This window comes from Mesorhizobium sp. RSR565B, from assembly GCF_054719465.1.
This window is the reverse complement of record NZ_JBTTIE010000001.1, coordinates 41,612-61,954: the sequence shown is the minus strand read 5'-3', so window position 1 is coordinate 61,954 and position 20,343 is coordinate 41,612. Positions and strand designations below refer to the sequence as shown.

19 protein-coding genes are annotated in these 20,343 nt (G+C 64.3%); 14 read left to right on the top strand and 5 right to left on the bottom strand.

All coding sequences use genetic code 11. From position 1 onward, the window contains the following. The first annotated feature begins 114 nt into the window (after window positions 1-114). From ACYG9R_RS00280 to lpxK, 6 genes are all read left to right on the top strand, one after another. A complete protein-coding gene (locus ACYG9R_RS00280; RefSeq protein ID WP_023824532.1) occupies window positions 115-1,458 on the top strand; it encodes a TldD/PmbA family protein in 1,344 nt (447 codons plus the stop codon). Beyond that, window positions 1,445-2,251 (top strand): 3'(2'),5'-bisphosphate nucleotidase CysQ, encoded by an 807-nt coding sequence (locus ACYG9R_RS00275; protein WP_023689592.1) that lies wholly within the window; start codon window positions 1,445-1,447, stop codon window positions 2,249-2,251. Before ACYG9R_RS00280 ends, ACYG9R_RS00275 begins: the two co-directional genes overlap by 14 nt. Window positions 2,252-2,319: 68 nt before the next feature. Beyond that, complete coding sequence (locus tag ACYG9R_RS00270) at window positions 2,320-2,565, top strand: DUF4170 domain-containing protein (protein ID WP_023682943.1); 246 nt, start codon at window positions 2,320-2,322, stop codon at window positions 2,563-2,565. A gap of 5 nt (window positions 2,566-2,570) precedes the next feature. Next, entirely contained in the window at window positions 2,571-3,359 is a 789-nt protein-coding gene (locus ACYG9R_RS00265; RefSeq protein ID WP_023682942.1) for a lysophospholipid acyltransferase family protein, read from the top strand. Further along, window positions 3,356-4,672 (top strand): lipid IV(A) 3-deoxy-D-manno-octulosonic acid transferase, encoded by a 1,317-nt coding sequence (gene waaA / locus ACYG9R_RS00260; RefSeq protein WP_023694436.1) that lies wholly within the window; start codon window positions 3,356-3,358, stop codon window positions 4,670-4,672. The genes ACYG9R_RS00265 and waaA overlap by 4 nt, the downstream gene beginning before the upstream one ends. Then, window positions 4,673-5,701, top strand: a complete 1,029-nt coding sequence (gene lpxK, locus ACYG9R_RS00255) for a tetraacyldisaccharide 4'-kinase (protein ID WP_023824533.1) — start codon at window positions 4,673-4,675, stop codon at window positions 5,699-5,701. Window positions 5,702-5,931: 230 nt separating this feature from the next. On the opposite strand, the gene ACYG9R_RS00250 is transcribed toward lpxK, so the two are convergent. Next, on the bottom strand, window positions 5,932-6,165 hold the full coding sequence (locus ACYG9R_RS00250; RefSeq protein ID WP_023694434.1) for a DUF2093 domain-containing protein: 234 nt from the start codon (window positions 6,163-6,165) through the stop codon (window positions 5,932-5,934). Between the two features lie 112 nt (window positions 6,166-6,277). On the opposite strand from ACYG9R_RS00250, the gene ACYG9R_RS00245 reads away from it, so the two are divergent. After that, a complete protein-coding gene (locus ACYG9R_RS00245; RefSeq protein WP_023824534.1) occupies window positions 6,278-6,883 on the top strand; it encodes a hypothetical protein in 606 nt (201 codons plus the stop codon). A gap of 17 nt (window positions 6,884-6,900) precedes the next feature. On the opposite strand, the gene ACYG9R_RS00240 is transcribed toward ACYG9R_RS00245, so the two are convergent. Next, window positions 6,901-7,827, bottom strand: coding sequence for a LysR family transcriptional regulator (locus ACYG9R_RS00240; protein WP_023824535.1), 927 nt, complete (start codon window positions 7,825-7,827; stop codon window positions 6,901-6,903). Between the two features lie 92 nt (window positions 7,828-7,919). Between ACYG9R_RS00240 and ACYG9R_RS00235 the strand changes: the two genes are divergently transcribed. Both ACYG9R_RS00235 and ACYG9R_RS00230 read left to right on the top strand, forming a co-directional pair. Then, complete coding sequence (locus tag ACYG9R_RS00235; protein ID WP_023730491.1) at window positions 7,920-8,813, top strand: DMT family transporter; 894 nt, start codon at window positions 7,920-7,922, stop codon at window positions 8,811-8,813. Window positions 8,814-8,922: 109 nt separating this feature from the next. Beyond that, window positions 8,923-9,684 carry a hypothetical protein gene (locus tag ACYG9R_RS00230; RefSeq protein WP_155923298.1) on the top strand — a complete coding sequence of 254 codons (762 nt, stop codon included), beginning with the start codon at window positions 8,923-8,925 and terminating at the stop codon, window positions 9,682-9,684. 25 nt (window positions 9,685-9,709) lie between these two features. Here the strand turns inward: ACYG9R_RS00230 and mutL are convergent, their stop codons facing one another. Together mutL and ACYG9R_RS00220 are read right to left on the bottom strand one after the other, a co-directional pair. Beyond that, entirely contained in the window at window positions 9,710-11,563 is a 1,854-nt protein-coding gene (gene mutL, locus ACYG9R_RS00225) for a DNA mismatch repair endonuclease MutL (protein WP_023824537.1), read from the bottom strand. Between the two features lie 273 nt (window positions 11,564-11,836). Then, window positions 11,837-12,739, bottom strand: a complete 903-nt coding sequence (locus ACYG9R_RS00220; RefSeq protein ID WP_023824538.1) for a LysR substrate-binding domain-containing protein — start codon at window positions 12,737-12,739, stop codon at window positions 11,837-11,839. Window positions 12,740-12,829: 90 nt separating this feature from the next. Here ACYG9R_RS00220 and ACYG9R_RS00215 point away from each other — a divergent pair, with 90 nt between their 5' ends. From ACYG9R_RS00215 to ACYG9R_RS00200, 4 genes are all read left to right on the top strand, one after another. Continuing rightward, window positions 12,830-14,380, top strand: a complete 1,551-nt coding sequence (locus ACYG9R_RS00215; RefSeq protein WP_023824539.1) for a trimethylamine methyltransferase family protein — start codon at window positions 12,830-12,832, stop codon at window positions 14,378-14,380. A gap of 61 nt (window positions 14,381-14,441) precedes the next feature. Then, window positions 14,442-16,091 (top strand): ABC transporter substrate-binding protein, encoded by a 1,650-nt coding sequence (locus ACYG9R_RS00210; protein WP_023824540.1) that lies wholly within the window; start codon window positions 14,442-14,444, stop codon window positions 16,089-16,091. Window positions 16,092-16,183: 92 nt separating this feature from the next. Next, entirely contained in the window at window positions 16,184-16,663 is a 480-nt protein-coding gene (locus ACYG9R_RS00205; protein ID WP_023694426.1) for a DUF3828 domain-containing protein, read from the top strand. Window positions 16,664-16,667: 4 nt separating this feature from the next. Next, window positions 16,668-17,279, top strand: coding sequence for a hypothetical protein (locus ACYG9R_RS00200; RefSeq protein WP_023824541.1), 612 nt, complete (start codon window positions 16,668-16,670; stop codon window positions 17,277-17,279). A gap of 219 nt (window positions 17,280-17,498) precedes the next feature. Here ACYG9R_RS00200 and queF read toward each other — a convergent pair whose 3' ends face one another. Next, window positions 17,499-17,960 (bottom strand): preQ(1) synthase, encoded by a 462-nt coding sequence (queF, locus tag ACYG9R_RS00195; protein ID WP_023713074.1) that lies wholly within the window; start codon window positions 17,958-17,960, stop codon window positions 17,499-17,501. A 140-nt stretch (window positions 17,961-18,100) separates the two neighbouring features. Between queF and ACYG9R_RS00190 the strand changes: the two genes are divergently transcribed. Further along, a complete protein-coding gene (locus ACYG9R_RS00190) occupies window positions 18,101-20,146 on the top strand; it encodes an oxidoreductase (protein ID WP_023824542.1) in 2,046 nt (681 codons plus the stop codon). Window positions 20,147-20,343 lie beyond the last annotated feature (197 nt).

Genomic DNA, 20,343 nt, shown 5'->3' with positions numbered 1-20,343 from the left:
GGCGCTATGCCGCAGCGGGACAATTGCCCGTGCGCCATTGCACAAGCCGCATTGGGACAATAGATGGTGCAGCAGCCGCTACCGCCCGGCGCGGCTTCAGCCAGGACCACGCGCATGACCGATACATCAGAGGCAGCGAAATTGACCGACCGCGTCGCGGCACTGGTCGAGGCTGCCAAGCGGGCCGGCGCCGACGCCGCCGACGCGGTTGCCGTGCGCGGCCGTTCGATCGGCGTGTCGGTGCGGCTGGGAAAGGTCGAGCACACCGAAGCGTCCGAGGGCGACGATGTCTCGCTGCGCGTCTTCGTCGGCAACCGGGTGGCGAGCGTCTCGGCGACGGCGGCATCGGACCCCAAGGCGCTGGCTGAACGCGCCGTGGCCATGGCCAAAGTCTCGCCCGAGGACCCCTATCAGGGTCTCGCCGATCCGGCTTTGCTGGTCGGCAAGGTGCGCGACCTCGATCTGTTCGACGCCACCGAGGTTTCGGCCGATCAGTTGAAGGAAGCGGCCCTTGCCGCCGAGGAAGCGGCCCTTGCAGTCAAGGGCGTCACCAATTCGGCCGGCAGCGGCGCCAGCGCCGGTCTTGGCGGGCTGGTGCTGGCCACGTCGAACGGCTTCGTCGGCCACTATGTCGCATCGCGCTTTTCGCGTTCGGCCAGCGTTATTGCGGGCGAAGGCACCGGCATGGAGCGCGACTACGAATACTCCTCGAACCAGCATTTTTCCGATCTCGACGCGCCGGAGCTGATCGGCCGCAAGGCCGGCGAGCGCGCCGTGCGCCGCCTCGGCGCCCGCAAGGCGGCGACCGGTCCGGTCAACGTTGTGTTCGATCCGCGCGTCGCGCGCGGCATTGCCGGCCATCTCGCCGGCGCCATCAACGGCGCTTCGGCGGCGCGCAAGACCAGTTTCTTGCGCGAGATGATGGGCAAGCAGGTTGCGTCGGCTGCCATCACCGTCACCGACGAGCCGCTACGGCGTCGCGGCCAGGCCTCGCGCCCGTTCGACGGCGAAGGCGTCGAGGGCGAAAAGCTGTTGATGGTCGAGAACGGCGTGCTGAAGCACTGGTTCCTGTCGACGTCCGCCGCGCGGGAATTGGGGCTGACCACCAACGGACGCGGCGCGCGCAGCGGCTCGTCGGTATCGCCGTCTTCGACCAATCTCGCCATCGAGCCGGGCGACAGGACGCCGGAAGACCTGATCAGGTCGCTGAAATCCGGCTTTTATGTCACCGAAGTGTTCGGCCAGGGCGTCGACATGGTGACCGGCGAATACAGCCGTGGCGCATCCGGCTTCTGGATCGACAATGGTGAGCTTGCCTATCCGGTGGCCGAGGTGACCATCGCCTCGAATTTGAAGACGATGTTCCTCAACATGGTGCCGGCGAGCGATCTTGACCGCGATTTCGGCACCGCCGCACCGACGCTGCTGATCGAAGGAATGACCCTTGCCGGAGCGTGACCCGGTCATATCGGCCGGGGCCTCGGACGACCTCGATCTGCTGCGCGACGCCGCCCGCGAGGCGGGCGCGATCGCCATGCGCTATTTCGGCAAGAACCCGCAAGTGTGGATGAAGGGCGGCACCTCGCCGGTCAGCGAAGCCGACCACGCGGCGGACGCCTATTTGCGCGAGACCCTGCTTGCGGCCCGGCCGGACTATGGCTGGCTGTCGGAGGAAACGACTGACGATCCGGCGCGGCTTCTGGCGCGGCGCACCTTTGTCGTCGACCCCATAGACGGCACCCGCGGCTTCCTCGAAGGTCTGCGCTCGTGGTGCGTCAGCGTCGCGGTGGTCGAGAATGGCCGCACGCTCACCGGTGTGCTCGAATGTCCGGCCAAGGGCGAAACCTATTGGGCGCTGCCTGGCCATGGAGCTTTCCGCAACGGCAAGCCGATTGCCGTGCGCGGCCTGGGTAAGACGGTCGAGATCGGCGGGCTGAAGCAGTTGATCGACCTGATGCCGGCGCAATGGCAGGGCCGGGTGCGGCGGGCGGCGCACATTCCCTCTCTCGCCTACCGGCTGGCGATGGTCGCCAACGGCACGCTCGACGCAACCTTCGTCAAGCCCAACGCGCATGACTGGGATATCGCCGCCGCCGATCTCATCTTGCGCGAGGCTGGCGGCGCCGTGCTCGACGGCCATGGCCGCGCGCCGCTTTATGCCGGGGAGATCATCCGTCACGGCGCGCTGGTCGCCGGCAGCGGGCAGTTGCTGACCGTGCTTGCCGGCGTCATTGCCGATACGGAAGCGTGATCGAAGGTTCCAAAGTCGGCAGCTTTGGGCTAGACCTGTCGCAAACTCACAATATGTGAAGGACCGAAATGGCCGCGGAAGACGGAAAGAAACAGCTTTTGCACCTGGTGTTCGGCGGCGAGCTGAAGAAGCTGGGAGGCACCGAGTTCCGCGATCTCGACGCGCTCGACATCGTTGGGGTTTATCCGGACTATCAAACCGCGCACACCGCGTGGAAGGCAAAGGCGCAAGCCAGCGTGGACAATGCCCATATGCGCTATTTCGTCGTCCATCTGCACCGGCTGCTCGACCCTGAAAGCAAGGCCGCCGGTTGACAGCGATGGAGCATGAAGCGGTGAAAGGGCAGCCCACCGGCGCCGCGGTCCGAAGAAGACGCGGCGGCAGTTCGAAGACATTCTGGCGCAAGATCCGCGAGCCGTTGGCGCAGTCGCGAATCGTCAAGAGCATGATCGTCAGCCTGCTCGCCCAGTTCGTCCGCCTGGTGCGCCTGACCAACCGCGTGGTCGAAGGCTCGGCTAAATTTTCAGGCGGCGACTACGCCGAATTCGAACCCGGCATCATCGCGCTCTGGCATGGCCAGCATCTGCTGACCCCAGCCTATTATCCCAAGGGACGGCCGCTGGTCGCCATGGTCTCGCGCAGCGCCGACGCCGAACTCAACGCGCTGATGATCGAAAAATTCGGCATCGAGGCGGTGCGCGGCTCCGGCGGGCGTGAAAGCACGAAGCATCTCGACAAGGGCGGCGCCAAGGCGCTCATCGCCCTGAAAAAGTCACTCGTGGCCGGCAAGAACGTCGCCATGATCGCCGACATTCCCCACGGCACGCCGCGCGACGCGGGGCTTGGTATCGTTCTGCTGGCACGCCTTTCCGGCCGGCCGATCATGCCTGCCGCCATCGCCACCAGCCGCCGCAAGGTGCTGGAAAGGAGCTGGGACAAGACCACCATCAACCTGCCGTTCGGCCGCTCCTCGATCGTCATCGGAACGCCGGTTTTCGTGCCGGCCAATGCCGACGAGGCCGAAATGGAGCGCAAGCGCCAGGAAGTCACGGCCGCGCTCAATGCCGCAACCGCCGAGGCCTATCGGCTCGTGGACGGCAGGCCATGAGCGTCGGCTGGGCGCGCGCCTTCCTGGCGGCCTACCGCCTTGCCGGTGCAGCCGCCTATCCGCTGATGGGTCCCTATGTCGCCTGGCGCACATCGCAGGGCAAGGAAGACCGCAGCCGCAGCCGTGAGCGCTACGGCGTTGCCGGGCGGCCGCGCCCCGAAGGGCCGGTGATCTGGATCCATGCGGCAAGCGTCGGCGAGACCCTTGCGGTCGTGCCGCTGGTGCAAAGCATCCTCGACTACGGTGTCAACATCGTGCTGACGACGGGAACAGTGACCTCGGCGCAGGTTGCCGACGAACGGCTGGGCGACCGCATCATCCACCAATATGTTCCGCTCGACCTCAAGCCGGCCGTCAGCCGCTTTCTCGATCACTGGCGGCCGGACCTGGCTATCATCGCCGAATCCGAGATATGGCCGATGACCATCCTCGAACTCGGCGCCCGACACGTGCCGCAGGTGCTGGTCAACGGCCGGCTCTCCGACCGTTCGTTCAGATCCTGGAAGAAGCGCGCCAACATCGCCGAGGCGCTGTTCGAGAACCTAGCACACGTCGTTGCCCAGTCGGATGTCGACGGCGAACGGTTTCGCGCGCTTGGCGCCCGGCCGGTCACCGTGTCCGGCAACCTCAAGGTCGACACCTTGCCGCCGCCGGTCGACGAACGGGCGCTGGCGACGCTGAAGCGCCAGATCGCCGGCCGCCCGACCTGGGCGGCAATTTCGACCCATGACGGCGAGGAGGTGGTCGCGGCGGAAGTCCACGCCACGCTCTACAAGCGCCACCATGGCCTGCTGACGATCATCGTCCCGCGTCATCCCGACCGCGCCGAAGCGCTGGCCGCACAGATTTCCGGCATGGGCCTGAAGCTGGCGCGGCGCAGCAAGGGCGACCGGATCACCGCCGACACCGATATCCTGCTCGGCGATACGATCGGCGAGATGGGGCTTTATCTCCGGCTGACGGAAATCGCCTTTGTCGGCCGCTCGCTGACCTCGGAAGGCGGCCAGAATCCGCTGGAGCCGGCCATGCTCGACACCGCTGTGCTGGCCGGCCGCAACGTCCAGAATTTTCGCGAGGCCTATCAGCGCCTGCTCGACAGCGGCGGCGCCAAGCTGGTGCGCGACCGCGACATGCTGGCCGGCGCCGTCAATTTCCTGCTGAGCAATGAAGTTGCGCGCCATGAGATGATGGCGGCCGGTGCCGCCACAGTCGACCAGATGCGCGGTGCGCTGGCGCACACGCTGAAGTCGCTCGAGCCTTATATCCAGCCATTGATCGTCAAGTCGCGCCTGAAGGGCGCCGACGGGCGATAGGTGGCGTCGGAAGCACCACCTTTCTGGTGGGAAGCGCCGGACTGGCGGGTCTTTGCGCTGTCGCCGCTATCAGCGGTCTATGGCATGGTCGCCGGCCGCCATATGCATCGGGCGATACGTAAAAAGATCGACGCGCCAGTGCTTTGCGTCGGCAACTTCACCGTCGGCGGCAGCGGCAAGACGCCGGTCGCCATCGCGCTGGCCAAGCAGGCCCGGCGCATGCAGCTCAATCCCGGATTCCTGTCGCGCGGCCATGGCGGCTCGTTCGCGCAGCCGCATGTCGTCGATGCCAGTCACGACGCTGCAAAGCATGTCGGCGACGAGCCGCTGCTTTTGGCCGAGCACGCGCCGGTTGCGGTGAGCCCCAACCGCGCTGCCGGCGCCAAGCTGCTCCTGGAAGCCCATGGTTGCGATTTCCTGATCATGGATGACGGTTTTCAGAGCGCGCGCATCCATATTGACTATGCGCTGGTCGTCGTCGACGCCCGCTACGGCATCGGCAACGGCCGCGTCATTCCGGGTGGACCGCTGAGAGCCAACATCGTCGACCAACTGGTGTTCACCGATGGGCTGTTGAAGATGGGCGAGGGCGCTGCCGCCGACAAGGTCGTGCGCCAGGCGGCGCGCGCCGGCCGGCCGATCTTCGAGGCGCATGCCGAGCCCGCCGCCAAGGAGCGGTTCGCCGGCCGGCGGTTCCTCGCCTTTGCCGGCATCGGTCACCCCGAAAAATTCTTCGAGACGCTGCGCGGCACGGGCGCGGAAGTGGCGCTGAGCCGGTCGTTTCCGGACCATCATTTTTATGCCCCCGACGAACTCGCCGAACTGGCGGCAACCGCGCGCCGTGAGGGACTGGGCCTCGTGACCACCGCCAAGGACGCAGCCCGGCTGCGCCACGGCGCTGCCCCGGCCGATTTCCTCGCTGAACTCGCCGTGCTGGAGATCGACGCCACGTTCGAACTCGACACTGTGCCGGAGCGCATCATCGACGAGACGCTGGATGCCTGGAGACAGCGGAAGCTGCGAGGGTAGGGCGTGCAGCGTCACGCGGAGATGCTGGCGGGACAGCACCCCCCTCTGGCCTGCCGGCCATCTCCCCCGCAAGGAGGGAGATCAGCAGCTTTGCCAATGGCGCTCATTCTGCAACGCTGTTGATTTGGCGAAAGCAAAGATGATCATCCAATCTCCCCCGTTGCGGGGGAGATGTCCGGCAGGACAGAGGGGGGTGTGAAGGAACGCGACCAACGGCTCTGTGCGCGCCTTTAACCCCGGCTGCGCAGGTCCGGATGCATCTCGATCTCGCGGCGCAGCGAGGCGGCGGCGCTGACATAGGGCTCCTGCCTGGCGACGCTCCAATATTTGAGCTCGTCCAGCGGAATGCTCTCGCCGGTCACCGCGCAGCGCACGAAGGCGCCGGGGCTGGTGACCTGGAAGTCGCCGTCGAGATAGCGGATACGGGCTTCCTTGCCGCCGGGGCCTTCGAAGCGGTTCATCATGGAGTGGTGCCAAGGTTCATGCTGATTTCATCGCCATAAATTGCCGGCAAGGTCAAGCTTGACGCAATGCTGAGGCGCTATTGTCGCTCCAAACCATTCTTATGGGACCGGTATGGACATTTCATCCGCCCGCCTGACCGCGCTGCTGCGTGAGGCCATGATGTTGGCAGCGTTGCCGTCGGCGAAGGCCGATCCGGCGAAAGCAGCACTTATAAAGGCGCTGGTGCAGCCGCCGACGCCGTCCGGCGCGCCTTTGCAGCAGGCAGCGGCGCCGGCGCTGCAGGCGCTGTTGTCCGCAGCCACCGCAAAGGGGCAGCAGACGGGTTCTGCCGAGGTCCTGCAAGCCTATCTGGCCCTTGCCGAGCCTGGTGACGCCACGCCCGACGATATCGGGCCGACAACCGCTGCGATAGGCAAGGCGACGCCAGCCAACGACGATGCACAGCGCGGTCTGCCGCTGCCGCCGGCAAGGGCCGAAGATGGCGCTGCCGCAAAGCCCGCAGGACTGCCCTGGTTTGCGCTTCTCGCACCCGTGGTTTCGCCGCAGCGCCGCGCTGCCACCACCGATATGCCAATGAAGCGGGAGCAGGCGACGTCTGGGCCGAATGATGCGGCCCAGCCGGAAGGCCGACAGCAGACGCGTGTCGGTCTGATGGCGCTGGCAACCGGGTTTCTGGCCGTCGCCATTGTCGGGCTAGCCCTGCTGGTGCTTCGCTGAGCACCGAACGATCGCCGCTATCGCTCGGCTTCGAGGAATGCTTCCATCTTGTCCATCGCCAGCCCCGCCTCGACAGCGATACGGCGTGAAAGTTCGGCGGCAGCCATGCGCGGCCGCCCCAGCGGCCGGTCGAGCCAGTACGACACCGGGTTCAGCGCCGTGCGCTCGTCGATGGCGACGATGCGGCCTGCCTCCAACTGGTGTCCGGTCAGCGGTGGCCGCGCCAGCGCGATGCCGAGCCCATAGGCGGCAGCGTCGAGCACCAGATTGTAGTCCTCGAAGCGGCGATCCTGCGGGCGCGGGCGGTAGTCCATCCCTTGCGCGGCAAACCAGGCACGCCACCCCGAAGCGTCGGAATCGTTGATCAGCGGAAATTTGAGCAGCCGGGCCGGGTCGCCGCGACCGATCTCGTGGGCAAGGCCGGGCGCGGCGACGGGAAAGACATGTTCCTCGAACAGCTTCACCGAGATGCGGCCCGGAATGCCGCCGCGGCCGCAGCGGACCGACAGGTCGATGCCTTCATCGGCAAGGTCGGCCTGGCGGATGTCGACGTCGAGCACGATGCGCAGCTTGGTGGGATTGTTCTCCAGCGCCGCCATGCGTGGCATCAGCCACAGCCCGCTGACGGAGGGTATCGAGGTCAGCCGCACCACGGCGGTGCCGCGCGGCTCGACCCAGCGGTCGGAATGGCTGGAGATCAGCGCAAAGGCTTCCGCCGTGCGCAGATGCAGGCGGTTGCCCTCGATGGTCAGCGAGACGCCGCGCGCGCCGCGGTCGAACACTTTCAAGCCCAGCCAGTCCTCCAGCTTGGCGATCTGCCGGCTGACGGCGCCGTGGGTGATGTTGAGCTTCTCGGCCGCGGCCGAAAAGCTCCCCGTTCGCGCCGCCGCATCGAAGGCGCGCAGGGTCTCGAGCGGCACCATTGTGTCTGAGCTGTGATCCATAGTCACAGGTGATCCTCGATATGATCGTTTGTCAACGGCGCCGAAAAGGCGCTTTCTGCCTTTCAACACTCTGGGAACCCGAGGACAGGCAGATGAGCGCAACGACCAGCACGTCGAATCCGACACAGCGGATGGACACCACGGCGGCCATCGCCGTGGCGTTGACGGTGGTTGGCTGGGCCTCGGCCTTTCCGGCGATCCGTGCCGGCCTCGCCGCATTCGGGCCGCTGGAACTCGGTGCGCTGCGCTTTGCCATTGCCGCGGTGCCGGCGGCGATCTTTCTTGCCGTCAAGCGCCCGGCGCTGCCGAGGCTCGACGAAGTGTGGCGCCTGGTCTTTGGCGGCGCCATCTTCGTCGCGCTCTACACTGTCATGCTCAATTTCGGCGAATTGACGGTTTCGGCGGGTGCCGCCGGTTTCATCATCAATGTCAGCCCGATCTTCACCGCCATCATGGCAATGGCATTGCTCGGCGAGCGCTTCTCAAGCTGGGCCTGGTTCGGCACGGCGATTTCTTTCGCCGGCATCGGCATCATCGCTGTGGCTGACGGCAATGGCTTGAGTTTCGACACCGGCGCGCTGCTGGTTCTTGGCTCCGCGCTGTGCTCGGCCGTCAACACGATCGTCCAGAAGCCGCTCTTTGCCCGCCATCACCCGCTGACCATTTCGGCCTCGAACATGATCCTTGGCGCTCTTTGCCTGGCACCCTTTCTGCCGAGCGGCTTTGCGCAGGCCGCGGTCGCCAACACGGCCGGTATCGGCGCCGTGATCTTTCTTGGCATCGTGCCCAGCCTGATCGCCTATGCCGCCTGGGCAACCGCACTGTCGCGTCTTCCGGCAGCGCGCGCCTCGAACTTCCTCTATCTGGTCTCGCCCATGTCGGCCCTGATCGGCTTCTTCTGGCTGGGCGAAGTGCCGACTCTGCTCGGCATAATCGGCGGTGCGTTGGCCCTCGGCGGCGTGATCGTCGTGAATTTAAAGCGTTAAAACAAAAGATTGGAGCTGTTTTCGGACTCAAACCGAGAACCGCTTCCATCAGAATGCAGACACCCAGAGGAAGGACAGCTATGGTACGCTGCCTTCACTGGGGGACGGAATGGGAAGACTGTTCATATCGGCAATGTTTTGCGTTTTGCTGCTGACCGGGAAAGCCGCCGCGGGCTGGTATCAGGTCGAAAACTACGAAGGCTCCATCGGACCTAACCCCGTCCACCTATCGCTGCAGAGATATGACAGTTTCGGCAGCGGGATTACGGTCGAGGGGAGCTATTTCCACGACGCGAAGCAAAGCCCGATAGCGGTGTACGGCAAGATCAGTGGCACCAGCGTCTTCCTTTGCGAGATCGCGGACGACAGGGAGTTCGACCGGGTGTTGGTCATGGGATCGAAAACGCCCGTTGGCACCATCGGATGTCCGTTTTCTCTCGACCTTGGCGAAAGCGGCGCAACAGGGACTTGGAGCAAGGGCTCGGACAAGTTCCCGATCACGCTGAAGAAGGTCGCAAGCCTCGACGATACCGGTGAGGCGAAGGTTGACGGCACCGTCGAGATTCCCTTCTGGGCGCAGACAGCCACCCACAGATTTGCCGGGGTCTACGAGAAAGCGGGCTTTCTCGTCTGCATGAATAAGCTGCGGGTCATCGATAAGAAGAAAAAGAAGGTCGTTCAGGAGATCGCTTTCGATGACGACGATTGCGATGCCGGCATGCTGATGACTCCCATCTACATGAATGTTCAAAAACAGGTTGGGAGAAGCTTCGAGATAATCTCCGTGAATTTTCGCGGCGGTAGCGCCGGTTACTCAAGGGATTACGTTTTCTCTCATAGGTTCAAGGATTATCGCCTGTTGGTGAATTGAGCGTGTGCCCTGACCTGGCTTGTGCTCACCGCCGCCCAAACAGCCGCTCTATATCGGCGAGCTTGAGTTCGATATAGGTCGGGCGGCCGTGGTTGCAGGTGCCGGAGCCCGGCGTTGCTTCCATCTGGCGCAGCAGCGCGTTCATCTCCTCAGGCTTGAGCAGGCGGCCGGAGCGGACCGAGCCGTGGCAGGCCATAGTCGCGGCGATCTTGTCCAGTCGTTCCTTCAGCGTCTCGATAGTGTCGTTGTCGGCGATCTCGTCGGCAAGATCACGCACCAATTGCTGGACATTGGTTTCGCCGAGCATCGACGGCGTCTCGCGCACCGCCACCGCGCCGGGACCGAAACGCTCAATGCCGAGGCCGAACCGGGCCAGCGTTTCGGAATGCATGGCCAGCCGCTCGGCATCCTCTTCCGGCAGGTCGACGATCTCCGGCAAGAGCAGCATCTGCGAGGGCACGGCCCGGGAATGCAGCGCATCCTTCAGGGCTTCGTAGACCAGCCGCTCATGCGCCGCATGCTGGTCGACGATGACAAGCGAATCCCTGGTTTGCGCGACAATATAGTTTTCGTGCACCTGCGCGCGCGCAGCACCGAGCGTTGTGCCAAGCAGCGTCTCGGCCGGCTCGGCCGTGCCTGCACGCGCGTCGGCGCTGACAAGCGGCCCGGCATCGAATGCAGCCTGGTCGTTTTCGCGGAAGCCGGCGCCGTCAAATCCCATATCCAGCGGCCGCTGCGGCGAGCGATCGAACCCGGCAAAGCCCGATGCGCGGTGGGCCGCGTCGTAGCTGCGATGGCCGTTGGCCGGGCCGGCATGGGCGTAGGACGCCGCCCCCGGCCGGAACGCCGCCATCATGCCGGCGGCACCGCTGGTGGCGGCGCGGATGCCGGCATTGGCCAGAGCCTCGCGGATGGCGCCGACGATCAGCCCGCGCACCAGGCCGGGGTCGCGAAAGCGCACATCGGCCTTGGCCGGGTGGACGTTGACGTCGACGGTCGCCGGATCGAGCGTCAGGAACAGCACGGTCACCGCGTGCCGGTCGCGCGGCAGCACATCGGCGAAAGCGCCGCGAATGGCGCCGGCAATCAGCTTGTCGCGCACCGGACGGCCGTTGACATAGGCATATTGCTGCAGCGCGTTGGCGCGGGTGAAGGACGGGATCGAGACGTGGCCGGTCAGGTGCACGCCGTCCCGGCTGGCGTCGATAGCGATGGAATTGTCGGGAAACTCGGCGCCCATCACCTGGGCGACGCGGCGCAGGCTGCCCTCGGTACTGTCATCGGTCGCCGGCAATTCCAGCGTCGAGCGGTCCGAGCCGGCCAGCGTGAAGCGCACGGCGGGGAAGGCGATGGCGATGCGCTTGACCACGTCGCTGGTGGCCGAGCTTTCGGCCCGCTCGCCCTTCATGAATTTGAGCCGCGCCGGCGTGGCAAAGAACAGGTCGCGCACCTCGACCGTTGTGCCGCGATTGGCCGCCGCCGGTTTGACCGCCGAAACGCGGCCGCCTTCGATGGCGATCTCGGCGGCAGCGTCGCCTGCGGTCGTGCGCGAACGGATCGACAGCCGCGCCACCGAACCGATCGACGGCAATGCCTCGCCACGGAACCCGAGCGAGCGGATATCGTGAATGTTGTCGGCAAGTTTCGAGGTGCAGTGGCGCGCAATGGCCAGCGCCAGTTCCTGTTCGGGGATACCGGAGCCGTCATCGGTGACGCGGATCAGGTTCAGCCCGCCGCCGGCAGTGACGACCTCGACGCGGGAGGCGCCGGCGTCGAGCGCGTTTTCGACCAGTTCCTTCACCACGCTCGCCGGACGCTCGATGACTTCGCCGGCGGCGATCTGGTTGATCATCGTTTCCGAAAGCTGGCGAATGGGCATGGGGGTATTATAGGCGGATTCGAAGGGTGTGCGGAAGGCTTCAATGAATGCCGGACATTGGAGACGCCAGCGGGACAGCACCCCCCTCTGGCCTGCCGGCCATCTCCCCGCAAGGAGGGAGATCAGATGTCACGACGGCTTTCGCCAATCTCCAATGCTTGAAGGGTGACGCGACATATGAACTGCCAATCTCCCCCCTTGCGGGGGAGATGTCCGGCAGGACAGAGGGGGGTGTGAAGGAACTCCGCGATAGTGACTACGCTACAACCGATTTCAAGCTTGCGCCGCCAGCCAATCCCTTACCTTGCGCGCATTCTCGCTTAACTCGCGGTTCTTCGGCCAGACGATATAGAACGCCTTGCCGGTCCTAAGCACGTGATCGGTCACCGGCACCAGCAACCCCGTGGCCAGCAGCCGTTCGGCAAGATGCCGCCAGCCAAGCGCAATGCCCTGGCCCTCCATGACGCCTTGGATCACCAGGCCATAGTCGTTGATGCGCAGGCCGCGCGCGGTGTCGTCGAGGCTGCCTCCGGCCGACCGGAACCATTCGTCCCAGCTGGCCGCCTCGCGGTAGGGCTCCTCGAGATGGATCAGACGGTGCGTCGCCAGCTCCGCGACGCTCCTCGGCATGCCGAATTTCGCCAGATAGCTGGCGCCTACCACCGGGAAGATTTCCTCGTCGGCCAGCGGCAGCGAATGATAATCCGCCCAGTCGCGCGGTTCGCCGCCGCGCACGGCTAGCGGGATGCGCTCGGCGATAATGTCGAGGTCGCGGTCGGCGGTCTGGATGCGCAGGTCGATGCCAGGCAACTCGTCGCGGAACTGCTGCAGGCGCGGCATCATCCAGAACGAGCCGAAGGCGGTCGACGCGGCCAGCGTGACATGGCCGCCGGTCGCCTGCAGGCGCAGATCCTCCGCCGATTTGCGGATGTGTGAGAGTCCCAGCGAGACGTCGGCATGAAAACGCTCGCCCGCCTCTGTCAGGACGACCTGGCGGTGACGGCGCTGGAAGAGTTGAGCACCGAGCTGTTCCTCCAGCCCACGCACCGCATACGAGACGGCGGCCTGCGTCATGCCGAGTTCGCGCCCGGCGGCGGTGAAGCTCGACAGCCGGCCCGCCGCCTCGAAGACGATCAGGCTGCCGGCCGAGGGCAGGAGGTGGCGCAGGCTTCGCATAAGCTCAGCTTATACAAGAGATCAGGATTTTCCAGCGTCACAGCCATATTTCGTCTCGCTAACTTGGCTGCAACGGAATGAGGAGGCTCCATGAACGCACCGGCCACTGAACTGACCGAGCAAATCCACCGCCGCGGCGGCGGTCGCCTCGGACGCAAGGCGCTGAGGAGCGCCCCCGTCACCTCGTTCCCGACGCTGGTCCGCGAGATCCCCACCTACCAGATGGTCCCGGACGAGGCGGTGGAACTGATCCACCAGGAGTCACTCGCCATCCTCGAAGAGGTCGGTTGCGAGTTCCGCGACGACGAGGCGATCGCCATGTGGAAGGCGGCGGGCGCCGACGTGTCCGAGACACGCGTCCGCATCGACCGCGGCCTGCTGATGGAACTGGTCGCGAAGGTTCCGTCCGAGTTCACCCTCAATGCGCGCAATCCCGAGCGCACCGTGAGCGTCGGCGGCAAGAACTCCATCTTCGCGCCGATGTATGGCGCGCCTTACGTGCGCGACCTCGACAACAACCGGCGTTATGGCACGCTTGAAGACCTCAACAATTTTCACAAGCTCGCCTACATGGCCCCGGCGCTGCATTCGTCGAGTTCAATCATCTGCGAGCCGATGGAGATCGCGGTGCCGAAACGGCATCTCCACATCATCCATTCGGCGCTGAAGCACTCCGACAAGCCGTTCATGGGCATCGTTACTTCCAAAGATCGCGCCGAAGACACGATGGCGATGGCCGGCATCGTCTTCGGCGAGGAGTTCGTCCGCGACAACCCGGTCCTGGTGTCGATTACCAACTGCAACTCGCCGCTGGTGTGGGACGCCACCATGCTGGACGCGATGAAGGTCTATGCGCGCAGCAATCAGCCGCTGATCCTGGCGCCCTTTGCGCTGTGCGGCGCATCGACTTCGGCCTCGGCCGTCGGCGCGGTGGCGCAGGTCAATGCCGAAGCATTGGCCGGTGTCGCTTTCACCCAGCTGCTGCGTCCTGGTTCGCCGCAAATCTACGGCCAGTTCATGGTGACGGTCGACATGAAGACCGGCGCGCCGATGGGCGGCACACCGGAAGCCGCCCAGATGATGTATCTGATGGGCGCGCTGGCGCGGAAATACAAACTGCCCTGGCGAACCTCCGGCTTCCATGTCGGCTCCAAGCTCAACGACGCCCAGGCCGGCTATGAATCCAACATGCTGATGCATGCCGCCATCCTCGCCGGCGCCAATTATATTTGGCACTCCGCCGGCTGGTTGGAGGCCGGGCTGACCTGCGGCTATTCGAAATTCGCCACCGACTGCGAGCAGCTTGTCGGCTGGTACAAATATGCCGGCGGCCTGCCGTTCGACGACTTCAAGGAGGCCATGGCGGCGATCCGCGAGGTCGGGCCGCAGGGCCATTTCCTCGGCACCCAGCACACGCTCGATCATTACGAGTCGGCATTCTTCATGCCCACCATCATGGATTTCAACTCCTACGAACAATGGAAGGCTGGAGGGGCGAAGGACCACGACACGCGCGGCCGCGAGAAAGCCCGCAACATGCTGGCCGACTATGAAGAGCCGAAACTCGATGAGGGCATTGCCGAGGGCCTCAGGGACTTTATCGCGCAGCGCGAAGAGAGGCTGCCCGACAGCGTTAGCTAAGAGAACGACGAATGAGTTGATAACGGGCGAAGACCCGATGGGAACCGCAAGGGAGAAAGATATGACACTTTTCAAAAGCAATGGCGATCGCGTGCCAACGGCCATCGAGGCGATGGCGCAAGAGACGCGTGCTGGCCGTATGGACCGGCGCGAGTTTCTTGCATTGGCAAGTGCGTTCGGCGCATCGACGGCGCTGGCCTACGGCATGATCGGCCTTGCCGCGCCGGGACAGGCTTTTGCCGAGGAGCCGAAGAAGGGCGGCACGCTGCACATATCGATGTCGGTCAAGGCCCAAAAAGATCCGCGCACCTATGACTGGGTGGAACTCGCCAACATCTCGCGCTGCTGGCTGGAGCCGCTGGTCCGCTACACCAGGGAATTCACCTTCGAGCCAGTGCTGCTCGAAAGCTGGGACATCAATGACGACGCCACGGAATACACGTTGCATGTGCGCAAGGGCATCACCTGGAACAATGGCAATGCTTTCAACGCCGATGACGTGGTCTTCAATGTTACCCGCTGGTGCGAGAAGAAGGTCGCCGGCAACTCCATGGCCGCTCGCGTCGGCGGGCTGATCGACGAAAAGTCGGGCAAGGCCAGGGAAGGCGCGATCGCCAAGGTCGACGACAATACGGTCAAGCTGACGCTCAGCGCGCCCGACATTTCGCTGATCCCGAACCTCACCGATTATCCCGCGCTCGTCGTCCACCGCAATTTCGACGCCGAAGGCGCCGACCCGGTCAAGAAGCCGATCGGCACGGGCCCGTTCGAACTGGTCTCCTACGATGTCGGCCAGAAGGCGGTGGTCAAGCGTCGTGAAAACGGCAAGTGGTGGGGTGGTGAAGCGCCGCTCGACAGCGTCGAGTTCATCGACTACGGCACCGACTTCAACGCTTCGATCAACGCCTTCGAATCCGGCGAGATAGACCTCAATTTCGAGACGCCGGCCGACTTCATCGACATCCTGGATAAGATGGGGCTGGAGAAGTCCGAGGTTGCGACGGCAACCACGCTGGTTGCCCGCACGAACGTTACCCACAAGCCCTATGACGACCAGCGGGTGCGCAACGCGCTGCAGATGGCGGTCGACAACAATGCGGTGCTGGAACTCGGCTATGCCGGGCGAGGGACGGTCGGTGAAAACCACCATGTCAGCCCTATCCATCCTGAATATTTCGCGCTGCCCAAGAAGACGCGCGACGCGGCCGGCGCCAAGAAACTGATGGCCGACGCTGGGCAGGCCGATTTCGAGCACGAGCTGATCACCGTCGAGGACGATTGGCAGAAGAACACCGGCGACGCGATTGCCGGCCAACTGCGCGACGCCGGCATCAAGGTCAAGCGCACGGTGCTGCCGGGCTCGACCTTCTGGAACGACTGGACGAAATATCCCTATTCGATGACCATCTGGTACATGCGCCCGCTTGGCGTCCAGGTCCTGGCGCTTGGTTATCGCACCGGCGAGGCCTGGAATGAATCGGCCTATTCCAACCCGGACTTCGACGCCAAGCTGAAGCAGGCGCTGTCGCTGATCGATGTGGAGAAGCGGCGTGAGGTGATGAAGGATGTCGAGCAGATCCTGCAGGATTCCGGCGTCATCATTCAACCCTTCTGGCAGAAGCTCTACAGCCACATGAACAAGAAGGTGAAGAACTACGGCGTCCACCAGACCTTCGAGATGGACCTGCAGAACGTCTGGCTTGATGGCTGAGACGGTGCAGCCGGGGCTTCATGAGCCGCAAAAAAACCGATATGCAGGATGTCTGGTATTGCACCTTGCCGCCAAACGTCCGGAGTGCCTGCATGAAACCGATAGTGCTTGCCGCTGTCTTTTCGATTGCCTTGCCAGCGACAGTGCTGGCCGGGCCGGCTTCCAACGCCGTCAAGTTCTTTTATGTGCCTGAAGTGAAATTCGAGGGAGACGCAAAGTACCGCGACCGCTTCACCGAGCCGGTGACCAAGCTGTTCGATCTCAACGACCAGGCAACGAAGAACAAGCCCGACGAAGTGGCCTGCCTCGACTTCGATCCCGGCCTCGACGCCCAGGATTTCGACCAGAAGTCGATTGCCAAGACATTGAAGCTGGCCGAGACCGTCAATGGCGATACGGCCGAAGTCACCGCCACCTTCAGCCTTTTTGCGGAAGGCGATGATTCCAAACGCGAAATGCTGTGGTCGCTGAAGAAAATCGACGGCAAATGGAAGGTCGCCGACATTACCTCCAAGACCAGCAGCTGGACGCTGAGCGCGCTGGAATGCATGCCCGACAAAGCGCCGGAGTGATCCTGTGCTCCGCCGTCTTGCCCTGGCGCTGTCGCCCATGTGCGTGCTGGCGGTGGCTATGAGCGCAGCCGCGGCACAAGGCCTGTTGGGCCCGCCGCCAGCCAATGCCCCGGCCGTGACGGCACCGGCCGGCGCAGCACCGCCCGCAAATCCACCCGGGACAGCGGTGGAAGCGGCGACACCGCCGGTTGGGTGGTCGCCGGCCGACGCCGCACCGGCCGCACCCATTCTGCCGGGATCCCCGACGGCGGTGGTGCGGCCATTTTACGATCAGGTGGGGCTGGAGATCGATCCGGCGCAGCGCAGCCACTTCATCGACCCGGCAAAAACCGTTCTCGACAAGAGCGACGCGTTGCGCAAATCCGGGCAGGGCGAATGCCTCGACCCCAACATGGCGCTCGACAATGCCGACTATGACAAGGCCGAGATCGATAAGAGCCTGAAGACACTCGAAGCGATCAATGGCGACCAGGCCAAGGTCATTGTCGCCTTCGTCGTCGCCGGCAACCCGCATCGCCTTGAATGGAAATTCAGGAAAGTCGACGGCGACTGGAAGATATCCGATCTGCTTTCGGTGACCGGTGAATGGGCGCTCAGCCAGTATCAGTGCGAATAATGTTGATTGAGGGTCAGCGCCTGCGATCCTTCGCGCCCCCCTCTATCCTGCCGGACATCTCCCCCACGGGTGGGGAGATCAGCAGTTCCAGCGTCTCGCCCGCTCCGCATCATTTGAGATTAGCGAAAGCCTATGTGGCGGCCAATCTCCCCCCGTGTGCGGGAGATGTCCGGCAGGACAGAGGGGGGCGCTGTCCCGCTAAAGGTCCGCAAAATAGCTTCAGCCCCTTCCGCGATAGGGGGCAACGCCGGTGTCGGGCAACCAGGCGCCTTCGGGCGGAGCGCCGGTCTGCCAGAAGACATCGATCGGAATGCCGCCGCGCGGATACCAATAGCCGCCTATGCGCAACCACAGCGGCTTCGTTGCCGCCACAATGCGGCGGCCGATCATCACCGTGCAGTCTTCATGGAAAGCGCCATGGTTGCGAAACGAAGTCAAAAACAGTTTGAGCGACTTCGATTCCACAAGGGTGGCATCGGGTGCGTAGTCGATGACGATATGAGCGAAATCCGGCTGTCCGGTTACCGGGCAGAGCGAGGTGAATTCCGGGCAGGTGAAGCGCACGATCGCCGGCGGTCCGTCGCCGCGCTGGAACGGCACGGTCTCCAGGACCGCGGTCTCCGGGCTCTGTGGCGTCTCGACGTGGGCGCCGAGCTGGGTGAGGGTTTTGGTATCGATCATCGTGGTTTTCCTGGGGATTTTCCGCGCTCATTAGCATCGGATCAAAAAGTGTGCAGCGATTTTCGGATAAATTCGATGCTTAAGACAAGAACTGGAGCAGCGCGCGCTGCTCCGACACAAACTGGAATGGTAGGAAGATGATGACCAGCAACGACCCGCTTCTCCAGCCTTACCAGCTCAAACACCTGACGCTGAAGAACAGGGTGATGTCGACCAGCCACGAGCCGGCCTATTCAGAGGACGGCATGCCGAAACAGCGCTACCGGCTCTACCATGCCGAAAAGGCCAAGGGCGGCATGGCGCTGACAATGACGGCGGGCTCGGCCATCGTCTCGCGCGACAGCCCGGCCGCCTTTGGGAATCTGCATGTCTATGACGACCGCATCGTGCCGTGGCTGGCCGAACTGGCGGACGCCTGCCACGAGCATGACTGCAAGGTGATGATCCAGATCACCCATCTTGGTCGCCGCACCGGCTGGAACAAGGCCGACTGGCTGCCGGTGCTGTCGGCCTCGCCGGTGCGTGAGCCGGCGCACCGCGCGTTCCCGAAAACTATCGAGGACTGGGACATCGAGCGCATCGTCGCCGACTATGCGTCCGCTGCGCAGCGCTGCCAGGCGGCCGGCCTCGACGGCATCGAGTTCGAATCGTACGGCCATCTGATGGACGGGTTCTGGTCGCCGGCCACAAACCATCGCGACGACGAGTTCGGCGGTTCGCTCGACAACCGGCTGCGCTTCACCGACATGGTGCTGGATGCCGTGCGGGCTGCCGTCGGTGAGAAGTTCATCGTCGGCATCCGCATGGTCGCCGATGAGGATTTTGACAAAGGCCTGTCAAAGGCGGAGGGCGTCGAGATCGCCAGACGGCTCGCCAATTCCGGCAAGGTCGATTTCCTGAACATCATCCGCGGCTCGATCGAAAGCGACGCGGCGCTCACCAAGGTTATCCCGGTGACCGGCATGCGCTCTTCCCCTCATCTCGATTTCGCCGCCGAGGTGAGGGCGGCAACGAAATTTCCGACCTTCCATGCGGCGCGGATTTCCGATGTCGCCACGGCGCGCCACGCCATCGCGACCGGCAAGCTCGATATGGTCGGCATGACCCGCGCCCATATCGCCGACCCGCACATCATCAAGAAGGTCATGGAAGGTCGCGAGCACGAGATCCGGCCTTGCGTCGGCGCCACCTATTGCCTCGATCGTATCTATGAAGGCGGCGAGGCGCTGTGCGTCCACAATGCCGCGACCGGCCGCGAGGCCGAGATTCCGCATATCATCGTCATGACCGAAGGGCCCAGGCGGAAAGTCGTCGTCGTTGGCGCCGGCGCCGGCGGGCTGGAGGCAGCTCGCGTCATGGCCGAACGCGGCCACCATGTCACCGTGCTCGAAGCATCCGGTCAGGCCGGCGGCCAGGTTCGGCTGGCGACGCAGAACCCGCGCCGCAAGGAGTTGATCGGCATCATCGACTGGCGGCTGGCCGAACTCGACCGGCTCGGCGTCGGGATCCGCTACGACACCTGGGCCGAGCAGGACGATGTGCTGGCGCTGTCGCCCGACGTGGTGGTGATCGCCACCGGCGGCCTGCCGCAGAACCCGCCGCTGACATCGGGCGACAATCTCGTCACGTCGAGCTGGGACATCATGGCCGGCAGTGTCAAGCCGGCGGAGAACGTGCTGCTCTTCGACGACAATGGTGGCCACCAGGGCATGGGCGCGGCGGAGCTGATCGCCAATGCAGGGTCAAAACTGGAGCTGGTTTCGCCGGAGCGCTTCTTCGCCCCCGAAATGGGCGGCATGAATCACGTGCCCTATATGCGCGCCTTCCACGAGAAGGGCGTCACCATCACCATCAACACCAGGCTGCGCTCGGTGCGGCGCGAAGGCAATCAGCTGGTTGCCGAACTCGCCTCCGACTTTGCCAATGGCTGGCGCGGCGAGAGGCGGGTCGACCAGGTGGTGGTCGAGCACGGCACGGCGCCGCTCGACGATCTCTATCTCCGGCTGAAACCGCTGTCGAAGAATGGTGGAGCGGTCGACTATGAGCGGCTGGTCGGCGGCGGCGATATTTTTCCTTCACGCAATCCCGAAGGCGGCTTCGTGCTGTTGCGCATCGGCGATGCGGTCGCATCGCGCAACATCCACGCGGCCATCTATGATGGCATCAGGTTCGGCTTGCGGGTGTGAGCTTTACAAGCGGCCTACGGCTTGTTCCAAAACTCGATCTCACCCTTCCGGCGGGCGCAACTCGATCGATCAAAGTGATGGGTGGCGCGCAGCCAAACCTCTGTGCGGAGAGCCACCTTGCACATCCGTCCGAACTGCGCGCCGCGTACGCCACCGCCCGGGAGCCAGGCGACGCACGATGCGGAATGGTCTTCAAC